Annotated in this window: 18 protein-coding genes and 1 pseudogene; 7 read left to right on the top strand and 12 right to left on the bottom strand. The window is 63.1% G+C overall.

Going from position 1 to position 25,253, the window contains the following annotated elements:
* Positions 1-23: 23 nt before the first annotated feature.
* Positions 24-908: a 3-hydroxyisobutyrate dehydrogenase gene (gene mmsB, locus HB777_09420; GenBank protein QND64108.1), complete on the top strand. Its 885-nt coding sequence runs from the start codon at positions 24-26 to the stop codon at positions 906-908.
* Positions 909-1,220: 312 nt separating this feature from the next.
* Here the strand turns inward: mmsB and HB777_09415 are convergent, their stop codons facing one another.
* The 7 genes from HB777_09415 to HB777_09385 form a co-directional block, all read right to left on the bottom strand.
* Positions 1,221-3,659, bottom strand: a complete 2,439-nt coding sequence (locus tag HB777_09415) for an FAD-dependent oxidoreductase (protein ID QND64107.1) — start codon at positions 3,657-3,659, stop codon at positions 1,221-1,223.
* A gap of 185 nt (positions 3,660-3,844) precedes the next feature.
* A complete protein-coding gene (locus tag HB777_09410) occupies positions 3,845-4,489 on the bottom strand; it encodes a hypothetical protein (GenBank protein QND64106.1) in 645 nt (214 codons plus the stop codon).
* Between the two features lie 83 nt (positions 4,490-4,572).
* Positions 4,573-4,938, bottom strand: a complete 366-nt coding sequence (locus HB777_09405; GenBank protein QND64105.1) for a hypothetical protein — start codon at positions 4,936-4,938, stop codon at positions 4,573-4,575.
* Between the two features lie 140 nt (positions 4,939-5,078).
* A complete protein-coding gene (locus HB777_09400) occupies positions 5,079-6,458 on the bottom strand; it encodes an aspartate aminotransferase family protein (protein QND64104.1) in 1,380 nt (459 codons plus the stop codon).
* Between the two features lie 262 nt (positions 6,459-6,720).
* A complete protein-coding gene (locus tag HB777_09395) occupies positions 6,721-8,793 on the bottom strand; it encodes a S9 family peptidase (GenBank protein QND64103.1) in 2,073 nt (690 codons plus the stop codon).
* Between the two features lie 71 nt (positions 8,794-8,864).
* Positions 8,865-10,037 carry an MFS transporter gene (locus HB777_09390; GenBank protein ID QND64102.1) on the bottom strand — a complete coding sequence of 391 codons (1,173 nt, stop codon included), beginning with the start codon at positions 10,035-10,037 and terminating at the stop codon, positions 8,865-8,867.
* A 111-nt stretch (positions 10,038-10,148) separates the two neighbouring features.
* The gene (locus tag HB777_09385; protein ID QND68717.1) at positions 10,149-11,324 is read right to left on the bottom strand and encodes an MFS transporter; all 1,176 of its coding nucleotides are present in this window, start codon (positions 11,322-11,324) and stop codon (positions 10,149-10,151) included.
* Positions 11,325-11,583: 259 nt separating this feature from the next.
* On the opposite strand from HB777_09385, the gene HB777_09380 reads away from it, so the two are divergent.
* The 4 genes and pseudogenes from HB777_09380 (at position 11,584) to HB777_09365 (ending at position 17,738) form a co-directional block, all read left to right on the top strand.
* Positions 11,584-13,161 (top strand): trimethylamine methyltransferase family protein, encoded by a 1,578-nt coding sequence (locus HB777_09380; GenBank protein QND64101.1) that lies wholly within the window; start codon positions 11,584-11,586, stop codon positions 13,159-13,161.
* Positions 13,162-13,385: 224 nt separating this feature from the next.
* Positions 13,386-13,804 (top strand): annotated as a pseudogene (locus HB777_09375) (endonuclease domain-containing protein).
* The gene (locus HB777_09370) at positions 13,804-16,374 is read left to right on the top strand and encodes an FAD-dependent oxidoreductase (GenBank protein ID QND64100.1); all 2,571 of its coding nucleotides are present in this window, start codon (positions 13,804-13,806) and stop codon (positions 16,372-16,374) included. The pseudogene HB777_09375 and the gene HB777_09370 overlap by 1 nt, the downstream one beginning before the upstream one ends.
* Before the next feature lie 8 nt (positions 16,375-16,382).
* On the top strand, positions 16,383-17,738 hold the full coding sequence (locus HB777_09365; protein QND64099.1) for an aminopeptidase P family protein: 1,356 nt from the start codon (positions 16,383-16,385) through the stop codon (positions 17,736-17,738).
* Here the strand turns inward: HB777_09365 and HB777_09360 are convergent.
* Positions 17,703-18,530: a PhnD/SsuA/transferrin family substrate-binding protein gene (locus HB777_09360; protein ID QND64098.1), complete on the bottom strand. Its 828-nt coding sequence runs from the start codon at positions 18,528-18,530 to the stop codon at positions 17,703-17,705. The genes HB777_09365 and HB777_09360 overlap by 36 nt on opposite strands.
* A 92-nt stretch (positions 18,531-18,622) precedes the next feature.
* Complete coding sequence (locus HB777_09355; GenBank protein ID QND64097.1) at positions 18,623-19,633, bottom strand: fatty acid desaturase; 1,011 nt, start codon at positions 19,631-19,633, stop codon at positions 18,623-18,625.
* A gap of 229 nt (positions 19,634-19,862) precedes the next feature.
* Here HB777_09355 and HB777_09350 point away from each other — a divergent pair, with 229 nt between their 5' ends.
* Both HB777_09350 and bmt read left to right on the top strand, forming a co-directional pair.
* Entirely contained in the window at positions 19,863-20,720 is an 858-nt protein-coding gene (locus HB777_09350) for a helix-turn-helix domain-containing protein (GenBank protein QND64096.1), read from the top strand.
* Between the two features lie 120 nt (positions 20,721-20,840).
* The gene (gene bmt, locus HB777_09345; GenBank protein QND64095.1) at positions 20,841-21,863 is read left to right on the top strand and encodes a betaine--homocysteine S-methyltransferase; all 1,023 of its coding nucleotides are present in this window, start codon (positions 20,841-20,843) and stop codon (positions 21,861-21,863) included.
* Between the two features lie 16 nt (positions 21,864-21,879).
* Here the strand turns inward: bmt and HB777_09340 are convergent, their stop codons facing one another.
* The 3 genes from HB777_09340 to HB777_09330 form a co-directional block, all read right to left on the bottom strand.
* Positions 21,880-22,149: a hypothetical protein gene (locus HB777_09340; protein QND64094.1), complete on the bottom strand. Its 270-nt coding sequence runs from the start codon at positions 22,147-22,149 to the stop codon at positions 21,880-21,882.
* Between the two features lie 362 nt (positions 22,150-22,511).
* Complete coding sequence (locus HB777_09335; protein ID QND64093.1) at positions 22,512-24,656, bottom strand: DUF3520 domain-containing protein; 2,145 nt, start codon at positions 24,654-24,656, stop codon at positions 22,512-22,514.
* A gap of 2 nt (positions 24,657-24,658) precedes the next feature.
* On the bottom strand, positions 24,659-25,219 hold the full coding sequence (locus tag HB777_09330) for an RNA polymerase sigma factor (protein QND64092.1): 561 nt from the start codon (positions 25,217-25,219) through the stop codon (positions 24,659-24,661).
* Between the last annotated feature and the right edge of the window lie 34 nt (positions 25,220-25,253).

Here is a 25,253-nt window from a genome sequence, read left to right as displayed (position 1 = left end):
CAGCAAACTCCGGGAGAGAGACAATGACGACGATCGCCTTCATCGGCCTCGGCAACATGGGCAATCCAATGGCGGCCAACTTGGTCAAAGCCGGGCATGCCGTGCATGGCTTCGACCTGATGCCGGAGAATCTCACCGTCGCGCGCGAACACGGCGTCGTCATCATGGCCAACGGGCCGGCCGCGGTGAAGGATGCCGACGTGGTGATCACCATGCTGCCTGCGGGCAAGCATGTGCTGTCGGTCTATGAGGACATCGCACCCAAGGCGAAAAAAGGCGCGTTGTTCGTCGATTCCTCGACCATCGACGTCGAATCGGCGCGCAAGGCGCACGCCATTGCCGCCAAACACAGCCTGCTGTCCATCGATGCGCCGGTCTCGGGCGGCACCGGCGGTGCCGCGGCCGGCACGCTGACCTTCATGGCCGGAGGTTCCGGCGATGCCTTCGCTGCCGCCGAGCCGATCCTGAAGCCGATGGCCGGCCGCATCGTCCATTGCGGCGGCGACGGCGCCGGCCAGGCGGCAAAGATCTGCAACAACATGATCCTCGGGATCTCGATGATCGGCGTCGCCGAAGCCTTTGTTCTGGCCGAAAAACTGGGCCTGTCGCATCAGGCGTTGTTCGACGTCGCGTCGACCTCGTCGGGGCAATGCTGGTCCTTGACCACCTATTGCCCGGTGCCTGGCCCGGTGCCGACTTCGCCCGCAAACCGGGACTACAACCCAGGATTTGCAGCGGCACTGATGCTGAAAGACCTGAGATTGTCCCAGGAAGCCGCGCAAAGTGCCGGCGCGGTGACGCCACTTGGTGCCGAAGCAGCCCAGCTCTATGCCTTGTTCAACGCCCAGGGACATGGCGGCACGGATTTCTCCGGCATAATTAATTTTCTCAGGGGTAACCCAGCGTAACCAACGGATTTGGTGGACTTTTTTCGATTTTCTTCGACAGAAGAAATGCAAATTTAGATTTGCTTAAGCTCTCGATAACTCCGCGGTAACGATGTCCCTATAAAACGGATTGCGAGGCGGACATATCGCATCCGCCCGGCGCTCCGGATCAGGTCTCGCGTACCGGAGCCCGTAAGTTTCGCAAAGTGTCTGAGTAGCGAAGCGCCATGCGTATCTGGCAAAGCCGCGTTCCCGATGGAGCGCGGTTTTTGCGTTTTGCCCTGCAGCGCGTTTCGAGGCATCGACCAACCCCGGATTGTGCTTCGGGATGCCTCACATACGCCCACGCGCGCCTTCCGGATCATAGGGCGAGTCGGCGATCACCTTTGCCGCGCGGCGCTCGCCGAGGATCGAAACCTCGAGCCCGGTGCCGGGCGACACAAGTTCCAGGGGCAGCAGCGCAAGTGCGATGTCGTGACCAAAAGTATAGGAGTAGCCTGCCGAAGTGATATGGCCGACGAATTCGCCTTTGCGGTAGACGCCCTCGAAGGCGAACGCGCTCGCATCGTCCGTATCGATCGACAGTGTGGCGATCCGGCGTGCCGTTCCCTGCTTCTGTTTTGCGACCAGTGCGGCGCGGCCGATGAAGTCCCCCTTGTCGAGGCTGACGAAGCGGTCGAGACCGCTTTCCCAGGCAGACAATTCGAGATTCATATCGCGATACATGGCGCGGTAGGATTTATCGAGACGGAGCGATTCCAGCGCTTGAAGTCCGACCAGCCTCAGCCCGTGCGCCTCTCCCGATGCCAGGAGTGCATCCAGCAAATGCCGCTGATAGCAGAGTGGGTGATAGAGTTCCCATCCCAGTTCGCCCGAATAGTTGACGCGCAGCAGGCGTACGTCGCTGGCCATGCCGACGGTCCCGGATTGCACGCTGAACCATGGGAAGGCTTCGTTGGAGAGGTCCATCTCCGTCAGCGGCTGCAAGATGTCGCGCGCCTTCGGTCCAACCACTGTGAAGCTGCCGCGATCCTCCGTGACGTTGCGCAGATGCACGCTGCCGTCCTTCGGCAGCAGCCGGCTGAGATCGTCAAGGTTCCAGCGCTCGGCGCGCGGCGTCGATATGAGATAGAACAAGTCGCTCTGCAGCCGTGCCACCACATACTCGGCCTGCACGCCGCCGGCCGGCATCAGGTGATGGGCAAGAGCGACACGGCCGGGACGAGGCAGTCTGTTGGCCAGGATTCCGTCGAGCCAGTCCCTGGCGCCCGGCCCGCTGACCTCGAACTTGGTCATGGGTGTCATCTCGACCAGGCCAGCGGCCTGGCGGACAGCCTGAACCTCTGCGGCGACGTGGTTCCCTTTGGGGGTCCAGCGCCAGCTATACACGTTGCGCGCTTCGACACCCGCTGGCGCGAACCAGCTTGGCATCTCCCAGCCGTTCAACACATCCCATACCGCGCCGAGCTGGCTTAGACGGTCGTAGGACGGGGCCGTTTTCTGCGGTCGCGCCGCTGGCATGTCCTGGCCCGGATAGTGCTGTGCGGCATGGGTGCCCCAAGCCTCCCGGACCTTTGCCCGGGTCCAGTTCTTGTTGGCATATTGGCCGAACCGGCGGGGATCCAGCTCCGCCGTGTCGATGCTGTTGCCACCCTCCACGATCCGTTCGGAGAGGTAATAGCCAATCGCACCGCCCCAAAGGATGCCTCCCGGCACCCCTTCGGCGAGCCAGACATTCTCCAGGCCCCACGCCTGCCCCATCAGCGGCAGTTCATCGGCTGTCATCTGGAAAGGTCCTCGCACATTCCGCTTGATGCCGGCGCGTCCGAGCGCGGGGACCAACTCGGTCGCGCGCTCCCAATTCCAGGAAACGGCGTCGAAATCCTCATCGAGCAGATCGGCGCCGAACCATTCCGGGACGCCGTTTTCGGCGAACAGCTTGAGCTGCTCGGTACGCTCATAGGGGCCGAACATCAGCCCGTCGCCTTCTTCGCGCAGATAGCCCTCGTAACCCTCGTCCCTGAGGATCGGCATCTCCGGAAGACCAAGCCGTTTGCGTTCCACAATTTCGGGAACCGCCTCGGTGATCCAGTACTGATGCAGGATCGGGATCGCGGGAATGTCCAGGCCCAGCATGGCGCCTGTCTGGCGTGCGTAATTGCCGGTCGCAAGGATGACATGCTCGCAGACGATGTCACCGCGTGAGGTCCTGACCCTCCACTCGCCGCTCGGCATGCGTTCGAAGCCCACAACCTCGGTATCAAGATGGACCTTCGCGCCGAGGTCGCGTGCGCCCTTGGCCATGGCCTGGGTGACATCGGCCGGTGCAATGTGGCCGTCATCGGGATGATAGAGGGCGCCCAGCATGCTGTTGTTGTCGAGCAGCGGCCAGATCTCTCGCGCTTCCGCGGGCGATACGATCCGGGCCCGCACACCCTGGACCTCGGCGACGTCCATATAGCTTCTGTACTCGTCCAGCCTGTCGCGCGTGTTGGCAATGCGCAGTTGGCCGCATTTATGCCAGCCGACGTTCTGGCCCGTCTCGGCCTCCAGGCCCTCATAGATTTCAATCGACCTGGCGATCATGCGGCCGACATTGCGGCTGCGCGCGTAAGAGGGGATGAGCCCCGCGGCATGCCATGTCGACCCAGCCGTAAGCTGTGTTCGCTCCAGCAATGCCACATCGGTCCAGCCGCGCTTTGCAAGGCCGTAGAGGATGCCGGCACCCACGCAGCCGCCACCGATCACGACCGCACGAACGGAACTCACCATATGCGCTTGCCCTTGTATGAGATGTCACCGGTCCACATGAACGTGTGCGCATACTGTCAGACAGCATATGGTTTTTCAGCACATTTCCTTGTCTGGAACGCAGCAGAGGTCACCCGCCTGTTGGGCCACAAAGCCAGCCGAACTGTTAGCTGTCGCGCTACGCGTAGGCCGTGGTTTTGCCCCTGCTATATTCCGATTGCAGCATTCGGGATCGGGACATGATCTTCGTTGATCAGCACGATCGGCGCGTCGGCTCCCTCGACCCTGACGACCAGCAGGCGCAGGCTCCACGTGCCGGCTGTGCGGACAGCGGTTGAGTAGGCGGTGCCCTTGCCTTTGGCGCCGTGGACCGGAATGCCGAACTGGGCGTCGCCCGCCCCATTCGCATTGACATTGAGATGGCCACCGACCCAGAAACTGTCGGCCAAATCATCACCCAGCGCCGCCTTGACGCGGTCGTCGGCGCGAAGCCTGTCCATCGTCATGTGGTAGGCATCGCTGCCTTTCAGCACGTAGGGGATGCTGCCGACCATCGTCGCGCAGCCGCCGATCCCGACCACCCAAACGGCAAGGCCGGCGATTGCCCAATTGCGTTGCGTCTTGCGAAACTGCTCGGCGTCGCGCCAGGCGCGGTTCTGCCAGGCCCAGCGGCTGCCGCGCGCGCCCAACACGATGATCATGATGATGTTGACGACAGGAATCAGCGCCAGCAGCGCGATGAAGGTGCTGTTGCCGATGCCCCAGATCCAGTTGAGGAAGAAGGCGCCCCAGTTCCAGCGGTCGAGTTCGGCTGGAATTTCAGCCGGCTGGTTGAGCGGTTGTCCGGCCATCGTGTCCCCCATCGGTAACTGCACCGACTGGTTCTAGCGCATGCGCTCCTCGATGCGCAAAATCAAAGTTTCTGCAACCTCGGTCAGGTCTTGTTGGACAGCCGGCGAAAATTCGCTTTCACGGCACGGCTTGCCGGCTTCAGCGCGGCGCTGATCGAGCGTTCCGCAGCGACACCGTTGAACAGCGACGGCGTGCGACCGGAAAAGACTTCCGGCCAGAACCGCGATGCCGACTGCAGGAAAGACATTTGCGCCGCAAACGCGCCTTCGGCCATGGCGGCGGTCTTTTCGTTCACCGCACGCGCCGTCTCCGTGCTCCATGGCTGGCTGCTCCCGCCATCCATGGCCATCAACGGCAGCCGCATCATTGCCACCAGCGGCGCCAGCATCAGGTCGCCGCCGATGCTGGCCGCTTCTTGCGTCCGTCGGCTCTTGCCGGTCTTTCTCATGCAAACAAACCCCTTGTCGCGGCCGAATCAGCCGCTGCCCCACACACTACGCGCTGGGGATGGAATTCGTTCCCTCGTCGCTTCAGCATGTTCTCCAGCCGGGCGCTCCTGCCGAGGAACGCCCGGTCCGGGGTCGAGCCCTACCGCTTGCGCAAATCCGTGTGCGCCAGATCCAGCGCCTTCAAAATGCGCTCGCAGGCCATGTCGATCGTATCACGGGTCCAGATCAGCGGCGGCGACAGGATCATCGTGTCGCCGGTGGCGCGCAGCATCATGCCGTTCGCGATCGCGTGGTCACGCACGGTCACCGCCGCACTTCCAGCCGGAAGGAAGCGCTCCTTGGTCGCCTTGTCCTTGACGATCTCGATCGCGCCCATCAGGCCGATCGAGCGCACCTCGCCGACCAGATCATGCCCGGCAATCCGCTCCTGCAACGCCTTGGCGAAGTAAGGGCCGGTATCGTTCCGGACGCGATCGACCAGCCCTTCCCGCTCGATGATCTCGAGGTTCTTCAGCGCCACGGCGCAGGCCACCGGATGCCCGGAATAGGTGTAGCCGTGATTGAATTCGCCGCCCTTCTCGACCAGCGTCGAGGCGATGCGGTCGCCGACCAGCAATGCCGACAGCGGCTGATAGCCCGATGTCAGCGCCTTGGCCGTGGTGATCGTGTCGGGCTCGATGCCGAGCGTCTGGGCGGCGAACCACTCGCCAGTGCGGCCATAGCCGGTGATGACCTCATCCAGCATCAACAGGACATCGTATTTGCGGCAGATGCGCTGCACTTCCGGCCAGTAGCTGGCCGGCGGTATCTTCACGCCGCCCGCCCCCATCACCGGCTCGCCGATAAAGGCGGCAACCTTGTCGGCGCCGGCTTCGAGGATGGCATCCTCGACGGCCTTGGCTGCGCGCAGGCCGAAATCATGATCGCTCTCGCCAGGCAGCGCCAGTTCATAGGCATAGGGCATCATCACATGGACGATGTTGGGCACCGCGCCGCCGAGCTGCTTGTGCATGCCGTCCATGCCGCCGAGTGACGTGCCGGCAACGGTCGAGCCGTGATAGGCCATCTTGCGCGAGATGATGCGGTTCTTCTCCGGCTTGCCCTCCAGCACCCAGTAGTGGCGCACAAGACGCAGCGCCGTGTCGTTGGCTTCCGAACCGGACGAACCGTAGAACACCTGGTTGACGTGCTTCGGCGCGATCTCCGCCAGTTTCTTGGACAGCAGCACCGGCGTCGGCGTCGAGCATTTGAAGAAGGAGTTGTAGTAGGGCAGCTCCTTCATCTGCGCATAGGCAGCCTCAGCCAGTTCATCACGGCCATAGCCGATGTTGACACACCACAGCCCGGCCATGCCGTCGAGGATTTCAGCCCCCTCGGAATCGTAGATGAACGGCCCATTGGCGTGGGTGATGATGCGCGAGCCGGCCTCGCGCAATTCCTTGTGGTCGGTGAACGGGTGGAGATGATGCGCGGCGTCGATCTGCTGAAGCTGCTTCAGCGAATAATTCTGATAGGTCATGATTGTGATCTTTCCTCTGGATTCTATCCGGCCCAGGCCGGGGCGAATGCGTCAGAGGCAAGCGGGTGGCGAATAGCCGATGCGGGCGCACAGCCGCAAAAGCTCGGCGCGCAGCGTGCGCGATGACGGTGTCACCGCGACCCGAAATGCACGAGCCTCAAATGCGCCAACCAACATCCTGACGAGAGCCATGGCCGGCACCTTAGAGCAAAGGATGGTCGAGGTGAACCACCCTTTGCGTCAGCAACGCTTGGTCTGCCGGTTATGCCGCCCCGCTTAGTGCCCTTTGCAGGAAGACGTATTTCATCGCCGTCTGCGCCGCCTGCGGCCGGCGGTCGCCACGCCCGCCATGCCCGCCTTCTGTCTCCTCGAAGAACAGCGTCTTGGCATGGCCGGCTTCCTGCAGGCTTGCGGCCATCTTGCGCGCATGGCCGGGATGGACCCGATCGTCAGCAGTCGAGGTGGTCAGCAGCACAGGCGGATAAGCGGCAGCGCCGTCGACATGCTGATAGGGCGAGTAGGCTGAAAGCCATTTCGCGTCTTCCGGTTTTGACGGATCGCCATATTCGGCCATCCACGAGGCGCCGGGCGGCAATTCGGTGTAGCGCAGCATATCGAGCAGCGGCACCTCGATGATGACGGCGCCGAACAGCTCGGGATGCTGCGTCAGGGAAACGCCGGTCAGCAAGCCGCCATTCGAACCGCCCTGGATGCCGAGCGACCTTGCTGTCGCGATGCCGCGCTTGACGACATCCTGCGCAACTGCCGCGAAATCGTCGAAGCCGTTCTGGCGATTGCCCTTGAGCGCCGCCTGATGCCAGGCCGGGCCGAACTCGCCGCCGCCGCGGATGCAGGCCTGCACATAGGCATTGCCCTTTTCCAGCCACAGCCTGCCGCGCACGCCGGCATAGCCTGGCAGCAGCGGCACTTCGAAGCCGCCATAGCCATAGAGCAGCGTTGGCACCGGACCCTTCTGGTCGCGCCGCCTGACGACGAAATAGGGGATCATCGTGCCGTCCTTCGAGCGCGCCTCGAACTGTTCCGAGATCAGCGGCGAGGCATCGAAACGCGCCGGCTGCGATTTCACGGTGGCGAGCGTCTCGCCATTGTCATCGGACCAGATGATCGAGCTCGGCGTCAGGAAATCGGTGAAGGAGAAGGAGACGGTCGAGCCGAAATGCTCGGCATGGCTGATGCCGACATTGCCGTTTTCGGGCAGCGCGACCGGTTTCAGCGACCAGCTGCCATCCCTTCGCTCGCAGACGACGACCTTGCCGCGCACATTGTCCATCAGGTTGATGAACAGCCGATCCTGCGTACGGGCAATGCCGGCGATGGAAACGCGATATGCCGGCTCGAACAAGGTTTCCACCGGGCCAAGCGCGCCGGTCTCGACCCAGTGCGCCAGATCCAGCGAATAGAGGCCGTCAGGCTTGCAAACCGTGCCGTCGGGCGCCGTCCACGGACTACGCACGCCGAACACGAGCTGATCCCTGAATATTGCCGTGTCGGTCATGTCGTCCGGCAGTGGCAGCTGTTTGTTTTCGCCGGAAGGCAGCCGCAGGAAGATGTGCGAAGCGAAAAAATTCAGCGTCCGGGCCAGGATCAGATAGCGTCTGTCACCGTCGTACTCCAGGGCGGCACCAACGGCGAGATCTTCTTTCTGCGCCTCGAAGATCGGTGTAGCGTCTTCAAGCTTGGTGCCGCGCTTCCACAGCTTGATCACGCGCGGATAACCGGAGTCGGTCTTGTCGGACTCTTCGAACGCGGCGGAAACAATCACGGTGTCCTTGTCCAGCCAGCTGAAGCCGGACTTGGAAGCGGGTGCGCGAAACCCGCCTTCGACAAAGGATTTAGTCGCGATGTCGAATTCGCGCATCTCGCTGGCGTCGCCGCCATCGGGCGACATGCTCACCAGGCAGCGGTTGAAGTCTGGATAGAGTCGGCTGGCGCCGCCAAAAACCCATTTGATCCCCTCCTTCGCCGCAAGCTGGTCGAAGTCGATGATCGTTTCCCAGTCGGGCTTCTCGGTCTTGTACGAAGCAACCGTCGTGCGGCGCCAGAGGCCGAGCACATTGGTCTTGTCCTGCCAGAAATTGTAGACATAGCCAGCGATGGCGGCACCGACAGCGATGTTGTCCTCGGCCGTCATCAGGTCGAGCGCGGTCTGGAACGACGCCTGATAGGACGGATCACCCTGCAGTTCGCCAACCGTGACCTCGTTCTGGCGATGCACCCAGTCGAGCGACTGCGCGGCTGTCCTGTCCTCCAGCCACAGAAAGGGATCATTGGTCGAAGAAGCGGAATTTGGCATCTTGTTGGCAGGCTTGGTCATGAGGTCTCCGATAAAACGCGTCGCTTTTGGCACCGCCAACATCGATATTAAATGTCCGATATTCAATATGTTCAGCGCACGATTGAGGCTTTCCGCCGACCGACGAGGCTCGCGATCGCCAGCGCAAGACACATCAGACCAAGCGTGATCGGTAGACCTCTCGCGCCCAGAATATCCATCGCGCCCCCCGCCAACGGCGGCACGGCGATGCCGCCAACGCCCCACATCAGGGAAAAGGCGGCGTTGCCGGCGACCAGTGTCGAGCCGGTAAAGCGCTCGCCGAGCTCGATGATCGACATTGTGTAGATACCGTAGGAAACCGCGCCCCAGACAAAGATCATCGGCCAGATCAGCGGTGACTCGATGAGGAGCGGCAGGAGCAGGCAGCCGAGCACCGTGATCGCGACGCAGGCAAGCCGCACGACGCGGGCGGAAAGCCTCTCCGCCAGCAGGCCGAGCGGCACCTGCATGGCGATGTTGCCGGCGATCATCACCGACAGCAGCGCCGACATGCGGGTTTCAGTGATGCCGTGATGCGTGCCATAGACCGGCAGCAGGGCCAGCGCGCCCTGCTCGAAGCCGGCGGCTACCACGACGGCAAACAACAGCAGCCAGGCCAGCGGAACGAAGCCAAGGACGGAAACTTGGTGCCCGGCCTCGTCGACCTTGGGCAGGCGCGGCAGCACCGAGGCCAGGCAGATGCCGCACAGCACGAAGGCGAAAATGCCGACCAGAAACGGCGGCCAGCCTTCCGTGCCGACGGCAAGCAGGCACAACGGTCCGGCGGCAAAACCGGCCGAGATGATCGTCGAATAGACACCCATGACGCGGCCGCGCCGCGCCGGCGGCGCCAGCGCGATCACCCAGATCTCGCTCAGCACATAAAGCGGATTGGTCACCACGCCGATCAGGAAGCGCAGCGGAAACCAGAGATAGACATTCTGCGTCCAGCCGATCAGCGCCAGCACGATTGCCGACAGGGCAGCACAAATGAGCGCCGTGCGCCCTGCCCCGAACCGCCGCGCCAGCGCCGGGATCAGCGGTGACGACAGGATGAAGCCGACCGGCGTCATCGCCGCCGACAGGCCGATCATCGCCGGAGAAACGCCCTGGCGCTGGAGAATGAAGCTCAACAGCGGATAAGACAGCCCCTGCGCGATGGCGAACACCGAGACGGTCGCGATCACACCGGTGATCGCGGCCCATTGCATGGTCTCGCCGTCGTTCGATTCCGCCAGAGTCATTGTGCGCACCACTATCGGGCTGCAGGATTAGCGATTGAGTTGGATGGTGGTAAGCCCCCGGCGGCCGAAAACCGCTTGCTCCAGACGATGCTTGTCAGGAGGCTGGGCTTGTCAGGAAGCTCGGCGCACCGACGAGCGATACAGCGCGAACAACACCAGCACCGCGTCGAGGCCGGCGATCACGACCGGCAGGCCGAGCGGGCCGATGCCTTGCATGAGCAGGCCGGCGCCAGGTGGGCCGACGATGCCACCGGCGCCCCACATCAGCGCAAAGGCCGCGTTGCCGGCGACCAGCACCGAGCCCTTGAACCGGCTGCCGAGCTCGACCAGCGCCATTGTGTAGACGCCGTAGCCAACTGCCCCCATCACCAGCAGCACCACCCAGATCAGCGGCGTCATGATCAGCAACGGCAGCAGGGCCGCGCAGGCGCTCGTTGCCAGCGCACAGACGATGATCATGGTGCGGCCGCCAAAGCGCTCCGCCAGAAGGCCGAGCGGTATCTGCAGCAGGATGTTGCCCAGCGACAGCGCCATCACCAGCGAGGCCAGCACGGCTTCGGCCAGACCGTAACTGGCGCCGAAGACCGGGACCAGCGCATAGGTGCTCTGCTGGACCGCCGCCGAGACCAGGACGGCAAGCAGCAGCGCCGGCGCCATTTTGGCAAAGCCGACAAGGCCGCTGGCAGGCTGGCCGTCATCCTCGAAACCGGTGAGCTTTGACGAGACGGCGCGCAGGATCACCGCGCAAAGCGCGAAGCCGCCGACGCCGACAAGGAAGGGCGCCCAGCCCGACGTACCCAGCAGGGTCAGCGCGAATGGCCCGGCAGAGTAACCGGCGCCCAGCATTGTGTTGAACACGCCCATCACCCGGCCGCGCCGCGACGGTGGCGCCAGCGACAGCGCCCACACCTCGCCAAGGATGTAGAGCGGGTTGATGACCACGCCGATGATGAAGCGGATGACGAACCAGGCCACCCAGTCCTGCAGATAGCCGATGCCCAGGAAGCAGAGCGCGCCGATCAGCGAGCAGCCTACCGCCAGGTTGCGTGCGCCGACCAGCCGCACCGCCGCCGGCACGAACGAAGCCGACAGGATCAGCCCGAGCGGCATCATCGCCGCCGACAGGCCAATCAGTGCCGGCGACATGCCTTGCTTCTGCATCAGGAGCGTGAACAGCGGCGAACTCAGCCCTTGCGCGGCGCCGAACATGGCAAGTGCCGCGGTGACGCCGGCAAGCGCTGCCCACTGCGTTCCCGCTTCGCCTTCGCTTGAGCCGGTCGCGACCATGCTGATGCTGTCATCCATATGAAGTGCCGGCCATCCGGCCGGCAAGCCCGACTAGCTACGGGTTGGACCTTGGGAAAGGAAGGGCCGGCGAGCGAAATCCGCTTGCGCCAACGAGGCAACGCAATCAAGCCGATGTCACGGCCGCGCACCTGCCGTTCCGGCATGTCGCTTCCCTCGCCCTAGTGGTCGCCGCCTCCGCAATAACTGGACGGCCGCCGGTCCATTATGCCGCCCGCTATCGCATCGTACGAGGACCATCATGACCGCCGCCCTACAACCCTCAGAACCGGCATTGGCCACCGACCGCGCCCGTCGCGGCGGCCGCGCCGGAAAGCGCGCCGGCGGCTCGGCCGCGTTCGAGCAGCCGGCTTTCCGCCAGCTGAAGAACCCGCTGACGCCAACCAGGCTGGTTTCGGACGACGAACTGGAATCGATCCACCTCGCTTCCTTGCGCGTTCTGCGGGAAATCGGCGTCGACGTGCTGCATGACGAGGCCCGCAGTATCATGAAGGCGCATGGCGCCGACGTGCGCGAAGGCAGCGAGCGGGTGCGCTTCGACAGCGACATGATCCTGGAACTGGTGTCGCACTGCCCGTCGGAGTTCACCATCCATGCCCGCAACCCCGCGCACAATGTGCGCTTTGGCGGCAACAATGTGATCATCTCGATGATGGCGTCGGCGCCCAATTGCTCCGACATCGATCGCGGCCGCCGGCCGGGCAACCAGCAGGACTATCGCAACTTCTTAAAACTCGCGCAGATGCACAACATCCTGAACTGCACGGGCGGCTACCCGGTCGAGCCGACCGATATCCATCCGTCCGTCCGCCACCTCGAATGCATCCGCGATCTCAGCGTGCTCACCGACAAGGTGTTCCACATCTATTCGCTCGGCAAGGAACGCAATGTCGACGGCATCGAGATCGCCAGGATCGCGCGCGGCATCAGCCACGAACAGATGCTGAAAGAGCCGTCCGTCTTCACCATCATCAACACCAATTCGCCGCTCAAGCTCGACGTGCCGATGATGGAAGGCATCATCCAGATGTCGAGCAAGGGCCAGGTCGTCGTCGTGACACCGTTCACCCTGTCGGGCGCCATGGCGCCGGTCACCATTGCCGGCGCGCTGGTGCAGCAGAACGCCGAGGCGCTGTCCGGCATCGCCTTCGCCCAGATGGTCCGCAAGGGCGCCCCCGTCGGCTATGGCGGCTTCACTTCCAATGTCGACATGAAGTCCGGTTCGCCGGCTTTCGGCACGCCGGAATACATGAAGGCGCAGCTCGTCGGGGGGCAGCTCGCCCGTCGCTACAACATCCCCTACCGCACCTCCAACACCTGCGCCGCCAACACGGTCGACGCGCAGGCGGCTTATGAAAGTGTGTTCTCACTGTGGGGCGCCATCCAGGGCGGCGGCAATCTGATGATGCATGCCGCCGGCTGGCTCGAAGGCGGCCTGCGCTGCTCCTACGAGAAAACCATTCTGGACATCGACCTGCTGCAGATGGTGGCTGAATTCCTGACCCCGCTCGACCTTTCCGAAGAGGCGCTCGGCTTCGACGCCATCCAGTCGGTCGGTCCGGGCGGCCATTTCTTCGGCACCCAGCACACGCAGGACCGCTACAAGACCGCCTTCTACTCACCGATCCTCTCCGACTGGCGCAATTACGAGACCTGGGCGGAAGCCGGCTCGCCGACGGCGCTCGAAAAGGCCAACAAAGTCTGGAAGGAACGGCTTGCGTCCTACGAAGAGCCCTATATGGACCCGGCTATCCGCGAGGAACTCAACGCCTTCGTCGCCAAGCGGCGGTCCGAGGGCGGCGCGCCAACCGATTTTTGACCGTCAGTATTGTTGATGAACTGATCATTCGTATGGACTTGATGAACGGTCGACCCCCACTCCGTCGAGCTGCGCTCGACACCTCTCCCCGATCGACGGGGTAGAGGAAGGGCGCGAAGCGATTCCAGCTGGCGCCTTTCCTCTCCCTCCGGAGGGGAGAGGTGGCGCCGCGAAGCGGCGACGGAGTGGGGGAAGCCGTTCATGAAACGCGCAGTCGTCGCAAAATGGGGACAACGAAGAGAGCGCGGAATCTCCGGCAAGCAGGCAATCAAGCGGAAGCGTTGCTTTGGCTTGAACTGAAGGCGCGCAACCTTGGCGGCTACCGCTTTACGCGTCAGTTCTCCATCGGCCCTTTTTTGCGGACTTCACCTGCCGCGAAAAATGGCTCGTCGTCGAGATTGACGGCTCACAACACGCCGGCAGTTCCTATGACCGCCGCCGCGACGACTTCATGCGCGCTGAAGGCTATTCGATCCTGCGTGTTTGGAACCACGACGTCCTGAAACATCGTACTCCGGTCTGTGAAACCATCCTCGCCGCGCTTGATGGCAGGCTGGCCGAGAACACCGCTGCATCCGATCACCGCTTTGTTTTCACACCCCGCTCACCCGATTCAATCTCTTCAAAAACGGACCTATCTTGATGAAATCTCACGTTAAAGCGGTTGTCATCGGCGGCGGCGTCGTTGGCTGCTCGGTTCTCTACCACCTGGCCAAGGCCGGCTGGACCGACATCATGCTGATCGAGCGCTCGGAGCTTACCTCCGGCTCGTCCTGGCATGCGGCGGGCGGCTTCCACACGCTCAACGGTGATCCCAACGTCGCCAAGCTGCAGGCCTATACGGTGCAGCTCTACAAGGAGATCGAGGAAATATCCGGCCAGTCCTGCTCGCTGCATTTGACCGGCGGCGTGATGATGGCCGATACGCCCGAGCGCATGGACTTCCTGCGCCTTGCCCACGCCAAGGGCCGCTATCTCGGCATGGACACAGAGCTGATTACGCCGTCCGAAGCCAAGGCGATGTTCCCGCTGATGGACGAGACCAATTTCGTCGGCGCCATGTGGGACCCGGTCGAAGGCCATCTCGATCCGTCCGGCACCACCATCGCCTATTCCAAGGCGGCTAAAAAACTCGGCGCCGAGATCGTGCTGCGCAACCGTGTCGTCGAACTGACGCAGGAGGTCGACGGCACCTGGAACGTCGTCACCGAACAGGGCACGGTGAAGGCCGAGCATGTCGTCAACTGCGGCGGCTTGTGGGCGCGCGAGATCGGCCGCATGGTCGGCGTCGAACTGCCGGTGCTGGCCATGGAGCACATGTATTTGCTCACCGAGCCGATGCCGGAGGTCGAGGAGTTCAACAAGTCGACCGGGCGCGAAATGATCGGCGTGCTCGACTTCAAGGGCGAGATCTACACCCGCCAGGAACGGAACGGCATCCTGCTCGGCACCTATGAGAAGGCCTGCAAGCCGTGGTCGCCGGTCAACACGCCATGGGATTTCGGCCATGAATTGCTGCCGCCGGACCTCGACCGCATCGCGCCGTCGCTCGAAATCGGCTTCAAGCATTTCCCCGGCATCGAGAAGGCCGGCATCAAGCAGATCATCAACGGCCCCTTCACCTTCGCGCTCGACGGCAACCCGCTGGTTGGCCCGGTACAGGGCCTGACCAATTTCTGGTGCGCCTGCGCCGTCATGGCCGGCTTCAGCCAGGGCGGCGGCGTTGGCCTCGCTTTGTCGAATTGGATGGTGCATGGCGATCCCGGCTTCGACGTCTGGGGAATGGACGTCACCCGCTTCGGCGAATGGGCCGGCCTGCGCTACACCAACGCCAAGGTGCGCGAGAACTATTCGCGCCGCTTCTCCATCCGCTTCCCCAACGAGGAACTGCCGGCCGCACGCCCGGCGCAGACGACGCCGCTCTACGACACGATGCTGGCCAACAATGCGGTCATGGGCGACTCGTGGGGCCTCGAAACCCCTCTCTGGTTCGCGCCGAAAGGCAAAGAGCCGAAGGACATTGTCTCTTTCCACCGTTCCAACGATTTTGGGCCGATCGGCGAGGAAGTGCGCGCCACGCGTGAGCGTGTCGGCGTCACCGAGGTCGCCAATTTCGCCAAATACGAAGTGGCGGGATCGGCTGCCGAGGATTTCCTCAACCGGCTGATGACCAATCGCATGCCGAAGACCGGCCGCATCGTGCTGACGCCGATGCTCAACGAATTCGGTAAGCTGATCGGCGACTTCACCATCGCCAAGGCGGCCGAAGACCGCTTCATGATCTGGGGTTCGTCGGCGGCGCAGAAATACCACATGCGCTGGTTCGAAAAGCACCTGCCGAAGGACGGTTCGGTTCGCATCCACCGCTTCGACCAGACGCTGGTCGGGTTGTCGATCGCTGGACCAAAGTCGCGGGATTTGCTGCAGAAGCTGGTCGACGTCGACATCTCGACCAAAGCCTTCCGCTTCATGGATTTCCGCGAGATGGCGGTCGGCGGCGCGCCATGCCTGGTCAACCGCATCACCTACACCGGCGATCTCGGCTACGAGATCTGGATGGCGCCGGCCTACCAGCGCCTCGTCTATCAGGCGATCAAGGACGCCGGCGAGGAATTCGGCCTGGTCGATTTCGGCATGCGCGCTCTGCTCTCCATGCGCCTGGAAAAGAATTTTCCGACCTGGTTCCGCGAGTTGCGGCCGATCTACGGACCGTTCGAAGGGGCGATGGATCGCTTCATCAAGCTGGAGAAGAACGACTTCATCGGCCGCGAGGCAGCCGCCAAGGAACAGGCGACGGGGCCAAAACTGCGCCGCGTTTCCTTCATCGTCGATGCTGCCGACGCCGACGTCATGGGCGACGAGCCGATCTGGGCCAAGGTCAGCAAGGACTACGGCACGGTTGAAAAGCCGCATGGCTATGGCGCGCCGCGTTTCGACAAGGGCGGCAAGGAAATACGCGGCTCCAAGGCTGCCGAAGGCGCGTCCGCCGTGCGCGGCATCGTCGACGGCGACTGGCGCGTTGTCGGCTGGGTCACGTCGGGCGGCTATGCCCACTATGTCCAGAAGTCGATGGCACAAGGCTATGTGCCGGCCGCTCTTGCCGAGGACGAAAGCGCCGGATTGTTCGAGATCGAGATCCTCGGCCATCGGCGCCCGGCCCGTATCAACGTCGAAGCGCCTTTCGACCCGAGCGGCGAGAAGATGCGGACCTGAGTTCGACCATGGACAGCGCGGGGCCAAAGGGCGGCTTTGGCCGCCACCGCAAGATCATGCCGTTCGAGCCCGGTTCGATCGAAGCCCTGCGCGAGGCCTCCCGCCGGAAGGCGGCTTCGCTCAACCAGCATGTGCTGGGCTATGGCGCGCAGGCAGAAGGTGAATGGGCAGCGGCAGGCATTGCCGCTCCCGACCTGTCTGCCATGCGGAAGTACCGGCTGGAGCGCATCCGCGCCGAGCTGAAGCGCCGTGGCTATGCCGGCGCCCTGCTCTACGACCCCGTCAACATCCGCTACGCCACCGACAGCACCAACATGCAGCTCTGGGTCGCGCACAACCCGACGCGGCATTGTTTCGTCGCCACCGAGGGGCCGGTGGTGCTGTTCGACTATTTTTCCTGCGAGCACCTGTCCGATCATTCCGGCGTCGTCGACGAAGTGCGGCCGGCGGTGTCGTGGATGTATCTCTATGGCGGCGAACTGACCGAGCAGAAGGTCCGCCGCTGGGCCGCCGGCATCGCCGATCTGGTCAGGGAACATGGCGACGGCAACAGCCGCATCGCCGTCGATCACATCAATCCGGAAGGCGTCGAGGAACTGGCGCGGCTTGGTATCTCCATCGGCAATGGCGAAGCGGTGATGGAGAACGCGCGACTGATCAAATCGCCGGACGAGATCCTCGCCATGCGTCGCGCCATCGTCGCTTGCGAGGCAGCGATGGGCGAGATGGAACAGGCGCTGAAGCCGGGGATTTCCGAAAACGAGCTGTGGGCGGAACTGCATCGCGGCAACATCGCGCGCGGCGGCGAATGGATCGAAACCCGGCTGCTGACGTCGGGACCGCGCACCAATCCATGGTTCCAGGAATGCTCGTCGCGCAAGATCGAGGCTGGCGATTTGGTCGCCTTCGACACCGACCTGATCGGCCCTTACGGCTTCTGCGCCGACCTGTCGCGCACATGGCTGTGCGGCGATGCAAAGCCGACCAATGAACAGCGAGACCTGTTCCGCATCGCCGCCGACCAGATCGAACACAACACGGCTCTGATGCAGCCGGGCATATCGTTTCGCGACCTTGTCGAACGCTCGGCGGTGCCGCCGGGAGACTGCTTCCCGACGCGCTACGGCGTGCTTTATCACGGCGTCGGGCTGGCCGACGAATACCCGACGCTGCCGCATGCCAACGACTGGACATCGGACACGCCGGACGGCGTGCTGGAACCAGGCATGGTGCTGTGCGTGGAAAGCTATATCGGCCGGCTTGGCGGGCGCGAAGGCGTCAAGATCGAAGAGCAGATCCTGATCACCGAGACCGGCAACGAAAAGCTTTCAACCTATCCGCTGGATGCGAGGCTGCTCGGCTAGTCCCGCAAGTGCTTCCCGCATTGCCCTGACTGTCTTTTCCGGCGTCGCCCTCGCCGTGATGAACGGCAGGCCTTTGCGCCGTCCTGTCCAGCCGACGACCGCCACCTTTTTCGCCGCCGGCTCGAAAAGCTGCGCCAGCGCCCAGCTTTCGCAGTCGATCGCCGCAACATCGGCCCAGCCTTCGGCAATGGCGACGATCGAAGCGCGGTGGCCGCCGCTTTCGCTGCGTGAGGCAAACATGTCCAGACTCTCGCCCATAGCATCGAGGTCGCGCGTCAGTCCGAGGAATCCCGACATCGAATCGAGACTGTTGAACGTGAAGCGCTTGCCACGGATCAGATCCAGCGGGAGCAAGGGGCTGCCATCCGCAGGCGATCGGACTTCCGGCCCCTCGCCTGTCCGCATCACCAGAGCGCTCGAATAGACCTCGCCCTGCCCGCCTTCATAGGCGTCGTAGCTCGGCTGGCCGACCACCTGCACATGCTTGGACAGGCCGAGTTCCATCGGCCCCCAGCAGGTTTGCGCGAAAAGTAGCGCCGGGTGCAGCCACAGTCTGTGAAAATCGAGTTCGTCCGGCGGCAATGTCGCCGGGTCGGGTGCGATCAATGCACCGGCAGCATCACGAATTCCGCCCGGCACCGGCGGCAGGTCGCCATTGCGGCGCACGATGGCTTGCGGCGCGTCGATGCCCTTTTGCCGAAAGGCGTCCCGCAACCGTACCCATTGCGCGTCGACCTCGCCGCGCACTTCGGGCCAGTCATACATCGGCAATGCCGCAACCAATTCACTCATGCCGACACTCAATCATCATGTCTGGAAAAAGGATCGCAGAAACGCGGCGTCCAATCAGAATTGGCCGACACGGATCCCGGATACGCCGGAAATTATTCCTTGGGCGGCTCGGCGGGAACCGGCGCACTGCCAAGCCCGTTGATGCTGCGCGCCCTGATGCGTGGCTTGAAGGCCCTGCCCGGCTCGGCTTGACGCCGCAGCACCGGGTGCACGATCGGCTCTTTCGCCTTGAAGGCATAGGCTTTGATCAGCGCGAAATAGTTGGGATAGGCATAGCCATTGTTCATCCGCAGCCATTCCTCGCGGCGGTCGCGAAACAGCTTGGGCAGTCTGTACCAGGCCACCGTCGGGGTCTTGTGGTGGACGAAATGCAGATTGTTGTTGAGGAACAGGAACGACAGCGGCGAGCGCTCGACGATCACCGTGCGGCCTTCCGGATGCTCCGACCATTGATGCTCGGCGAAAGTGCGGATCGAGATCAGCGACTGGCCGAGCCAGACCGGCACCAGAATGTAAAGCCACAGCGGGATGCCGAAGCCGAACTGGACGATCGGTATCACGATGGCGAGGCCGATCGCATGCAGCAGCCACGCCTTGCGGATCGCCTTGTCGCCGGCAATCATCTGCTTGGCGTCGTCGATGAAGAAACCGATGCAGGACAGCCAGGGGCCGAGCACGAAACGGCCGGCCATGGTGTTGTTGATCTTGAGCAGGAATTTCATCGTCGGCGGCAGCTCGTCATGCTGCCAGAGCGCCTGGTAATAGCTCTCTGGATCGTCCAGTGGATCGGTCAGCCGCTCGTCGGCGTGGTGGCGCAGATGGATGGTCTTGAAGCGGCGGAATGGCCAGACCAGACCGATCGGCAGGAACACAAAGGCTTCGTTGACCCGCGCATTGCGTGTCGGATGACCGTGCAGCACTTCGTGCATGATCGAAGATTGCAGTGCGGCGGTGAAAGCCAGGACGGCGAGCGCCAGGACGGGGTAGGATGGCCAGAGCAGGAAACCGGTGGCGAGCCATGTCGCGTAACAGAAGAAGGCGAGTACCACGGTCGGCCACTCGATGGCCGGTACGCTGTGTCGCCTGATGCTCTTGCTCGTCATGCTATCGACCACTGTCCCTCAGTCGCCGGAACCCCAATTGGTTCCTGACAGCATTGTGTCAGGAGAAATGATTCCACTCAACGAGACAAAGTGCACAAACTGTTGCGATTGCGCATTTTTGACCGCACATGTTATACATTGTAAACAGACTTAGGGATTCATTTACGCCTGAGACACGCCCAGAGGGGCTTCGGCGCAAATTTTTCCTCAATCGGCCTGGAGCACGGACATGGACAAGCGCGACCTGTCGACGATCTTCCGCGAACGCTTGAAAACGCTCTTGACACGCTCCGACCTCAACCAGTCGGCCTTCGCGACCGCGGTCGGCATCGACCGCTCGGCGCTGTCGCAGCTGTTGTCGGGCGCCTCGACCCGCCTGCCCCGCGCCGAAACGCTGCTCAACATCGCCGCCGAGTTCAAAGTGTCGCTCGACTGGCTACTCGGCCTCAGCCAGGACGAGGGCCTCACCGGCGAAATCCGCGAGAGCCTGGAGATCGAGGAGGCACCCGACGGCTTCGACCGCACGCTGCTGGCCAAATGGCATGCCGAGGCGGCCGGCACCAAGATCCGCTACGTTCCGGCCGGCATTCCCGATCTTCTGCGCACCGAAGCGTTGGTCGACTATGAGGCGGGCATCGCCAACAAGAGCCGCCTGGCCCAGGCCGGAGAAACGCAATACCGCATCGACTACAACAGGCGGCCGGAAACCGACATGGAAGTCTGCATGCCGCGCCACACGCTGGAGATCTTTGCACGTGGGCTGGGTGTCTGGGATCGTTTCCCGGAAGCCGACCGGCGCGCCCAGCTGCTGCATATGGCGACGCTGCTCGACGATCTCTATCCGACCTTCCGGCTGTTTCTCTATGACGGGCGGATGCGCTATTCGATCCCCTACACCATCTTCGGACCCTATCGTGCCGCCATCTATGTCGGCGACATGTATCTGGTGCTCAACGCCACCCAGCCGATCCAGACGCTGATCCAGCATTTCGACAATCTGATCCGCGCCGCCGACATCAACGCGCACGAAGCCTCCAGCTTCGCGCACAGACTGGCCGGCATGTCGTTCCCAACAGGCACTGTCTGAGTTTCGACAATCACCGTAAGGCCCCCCTCCGATTCAGCGATGTCAAAGCGGCAAATCATTGACTACACATAAAGACTTCTTTATATCCTTATTCGACTTCGAAACATGAAAGCCAATCCGATGACGACCACCAACCCGATCGATGCGCTGCTGGCTGAAAAGGGCGTGCTGCTGGCCGATGGCGCCACCGGCACAAATTTGTTCGCCATGGGTCTGGAGGCTGGCGAGGCACCCGAGTTGCTGAACGAGACGGCGCCCGACACCATCACCAGCCTGCACCAGAATTTCGTCGATGCCGGCGCCGACATCATCCTCACCAATTCCTTTGGCGGCACCCGTCACCGCTTGAAGCTGCACCATGCGCAGGACCGTGCGCATGCGCTGAACAAGCGCGCCGCCGAGCTCGCGCGGGCCGTCGCCGACAGAGCCGGCCGCAAGGTGATCGTCGCCGGCTCGGTCGGCCCGACCGGCGAATTGCTGGTGCCGCTTGGCGCCATGACCTATGACGAGGCGGTCGACGCCTTTGCCGAGCAGATCGAGGGCCTCAAGGAAGGCGGCGCCGAAGTCGCCTGGATCGAGACGATGTCGGCTCCCGACGAGATCCGCGCCGCCGCCGAGGCGGCGATCCGCGTCGGCCTGCCCTACACCTACACCGGTTCCTTCGATACCGCCGGCCGCACCATGATGGGCCTGCTGCCCAAGGATATCCACGGCGTCACCGACGGGCTTTCGCAGGCGCCGCTCGGCGTTGGCGCCAATTGCGGCGTCGGCGCGTCCGACATCCTCGCCTCGCTGCTCGACATGACCGAGGCGAAGCCGGAGGCAACGGTGATCGTCAAGGGCAATTGCGGCATCCCCGAATTCCGCGGCACCGAAATCCATTACTCTGGCACGCCCGAACTGATGGCCGACTATGTACGCCTCGCTGTCGACGCCGGCGCGAAAATTGTCGGCGGCTGCTGCGGAACCTCGTTCCAGCACCTTGCCGCCATGCGCAAGGCGCTCGACGCGCACACCAAGGCGGATCGTCCGACGGTTGCCGCGATCGTCGAGCGCATTGGTCCGATGCGCAACAAGGTGGCGACGGAAAACACCGCCGAGACCAGTGAAGCCCGCCGCGAGCGCCGCCGCGGCCGGGCCTGACCTTATCGGTTTTCGATTATTCGCTGTTGTCGGCGTAGCTTGACTGCGCCGACTTGAAGTCGACCACATTGTCGCCGCGCATGGTCATCAGCGCGCCGGATGAGATCGGGTCGGCTATCTGTTCCAGCATGGCGCGGAAACGGTCGTTGGTCAGCGCCGACATGGCGGTGTTGCGGGCAGCGGTGACGTTGTCGCTGATGCGCCTGGATTCTGATGATGGGGCTGATGAAACCGCCGAGGCGTCTCGTGCCGGTGGTATCGAGTTGGCGATAGTCCTGATCTGCAATTTCGGCTCCCTCAAGCCCAGTACACTTGTCCCGTGTAGCAAGAGGGAGTTGCGATCCAGTACCGGAAATGCTGTGCAATTTAACGATCATGCAGGTTAACGCTGCGCCTCGGATCTGTTGAGATTCAGGTCAGGCCGAGTCGAGAATGGTGGTTTTCGAGAACCGGAGCGGAGCGTACTTAAAGTACGTGAGCACCGGAAGCGCAGGGAACCCCCATTCGCAGGCCGGCCTCACCTGAATATCAACAGATCCGAAAAAAGCCGGCAAGGGAATGAACCCCTCGCCGGCCTGCCTCACCCGCCCGCGGTCGGTTTCCCGTATCAGAACGATCCCATCTGAAAGAAACCGGCCGTCATCACCACTACCGGTTACCGCCCAGCGCCGAGGCAAGGCGCACAAGCGAGAGGAACTCGGACCTGTACCCAAACGGGTCGGCTCCTCGAGCGGCAGTGGCAATCTCCATGATCTTGTCGTAACCGAACTTCGCGGTCGCATCCTCGTCGCGCAGCTTCTGGCCAAAGGCCGCAACCGCGACGGAGAAACGCTGGTCGGTGCTGGCCTGGTCGAAGGACGAAATCTCGTTGGCCGAGGTCACCGGCGTGGTGATCAGCTTCGAGACATCCTCATTCGGCAGCTTGTAGCGGATCTTGACGAAGGCATACTCGTCCGCATTGGCGACGCCGCCATTGTCCACCGACGCCTGGCCATAACGCAGCGGATCGATCTGCTCGCCACCGCTGCCCTTGGGCGTGATTTCATAGATCGCGGTGACCGAGTGACCCGAGCCGATATCGCCGGCATCGACCCGGTCATTGTTGAAATCCTCGCGGTTCAGCGCCCGGGTCTCGTAGCCGATCAGGCGGTATTCCGAGACCTTGTTGGGATTGAACTCGACCTGGATCTTCACGTCCTTGGCGATGGTGAACAGCGTCGAGGAGGCATCCTCGACGAGCACCTTTTCGGCCTCGGCCAGCGTGTCGATATAGGCGGCGGTGCCGTTGCCGTTCTGCGCGATGGTCTGCATCATCTGGTCGTTCAGATTGCCGCGACCGAAGCCGAACACCGACAGGAAGACACCGGTCTTGCGCTCGCTCTCGATCAACCGCTTGAGGTCGTCATCATCAGTCTGACCAACATTGAAGTCGCCGTCTGTGGCCAGCATCACACGGTTGACGCCATCCTTGACGAAGGACTTTTGCGCCAGCCTGTAGGCCTCCTTGATACCCGCCTCGCCAGCTGTGCTGCCGCCGGGCGTCAGATTGTCGATGGCATTGAGAATCTTGTCCTTCTCGGACGCCTTGGTCGGCTCCAGGACCGTGCCGGCATCACCCGCATAGGTGACGATCGAGATGGTGTCGTCGGCCTTCAGCTTGCTGACCAGCAGCCGGAAAGCCGATTTGAGCAGCGGCAGCTTGTCAGGCTCGTCCATCGAACCCGAGACGTCGATCAGGAACACCAGATTGGCCTTCGGCTGCTCGGTCGGCTTGACGTCAAAACCCTTGATGGCGACGTGCATCAGCCTGGTCTGCGTGTTCCACGGCGTCGGCATGACGCTGACGGTCGAGTTGAACGGCGTCGAGGCCGAGTCCGGACCCTTCCAGTCATAGGGGAAGTAGTTGATCATCTCCTCGACGCGCACCGTATCGGCCTGCGGCAGGGTGCCCTGCTTCAGCGAGCTGCGCACGAAGGAATAGGAGGCCGTGTCGACATCGATCGAGAAGGTCGAGACCGGGTCCTCGAGTGCTGCATGCACCGGATTGGTCTTGAAATCCTGAACGCGGTCGCGATTTTCCTCCTGCGGCTGCACCTGGTCGGCCGGCAAGGTCGACGGCGGCTGCACCATCAGCTTGGACTCGGCCGGCATGCGGGCAACCCGAGAGGTGCTGGGCGCGCTTGTCGTGCCATCCAGCGCAAACTCGCCGGTCGGGGCTGGCGCCGGGGGTGCAACGTTCGTCTTTCCTGCGTCGGCAGCATCCTGTCGGGGAGCGCCCGTCGCCGATTCCTGCTGCGCCGTGCCACCGGCAACGGTCGATTCGGATTTCGGCGGCGAGGCCGGCGCCACAAGCGCATCGGTGGCGTCGCGGCTTTCCACATCGGCGTCGGCTTTCTTGTCCTTCTCCAGCCCGGTCGGAGCCGGCTTCGGCTCGGCGGTCGTCGGCTTCAGGGTCGGCGGCTTGTCGGCCAGCGTCTCGCTGATCTTCTCGTCGCCGCCGAATTTGGGCGGCTGTTCCCTCAGCAAATGGAAGGTGGCGTATCCGGCGATCGGCAGGGCGACGAGCCCGGCAAGGGCCGGCGTGGCAATGAGTTTCTTTTGCATGATCTCGCTCCAGAGCTTTTGTGCTCGCTCTGTGAGACGAAGCCCGCCAACCGATCCTTGGGTGACAGCAGAAATATTTTCCTGATCGTAGGCGCGCAGGGCGGCTTCGAAAGCACGCGCCTTGGCGTCCTGGGCGGGCGCCGGCACTGCTGCATCGCGCAATCTCTTGAGTTCGTTGTCGTCGACCATGGTCACACTTCCCCGGCCGAGCGCATCAGCGTCTTCAGCCGTTTCTTCGCTTCATGGATGTGCCAGGAAACCGTCGTCTCCGAGATCGCCATCGCCTCGGCGGCGGCCGCGTGGCTCAGGCCCTCGCCATAGACCAGCAGCACCGCATCGCGCTGCTTGTCGGGCAATTGCCGCACCGCCGCCCACAGCGCCTCGGCCGGGTCTTCCGGTTCGGTCGACGTCTCGCCCGAGATCAGCGCATGAACGCCATAGGCCTCGGTCTTGACCGTCTCGCGCGCGGTCTTGCGCATCACGTCGCGCGCCGCGTTCATCGTCACGGAATAGAGCCATGTCGTGAAAGCGCCGCCGCCGCGATAGTCGCGGATCGCCTTGCCGAGCCGCACGCAGACTTCCTGGGCGATGTCTTCGGCATCGGCCTTCTTGCCGCACCAGCGATAGGCGGCGCGATAGACGAAGTCGTAGTGACGCTCCAGCAATTTGCTGAAGGCCCCCCTGTCTCCGCTCTTCGCCCGCCCGATCAATTCGGCGTCGGAGGCTTCGCTTTCATCCAGCATCATCGCCATCATTTGCCTGTTGGACGAAGGCTAATGGCTAATC

This window comes from Mesorhizobium loti (assembly GCA_014189435.1).
Lineage (GTDB): Bacteria > Pseudomonadota > Alphaproteobacteria > Rhizobiales > Rhizobiaceae > Mesorhizobium > Mesorhizobium loti_G.
The sequence above is the reverse complement of the archived record's forward strand: the minus strand, read 5'-3'. Positions and strand labels throughout refer to the sequence as shown.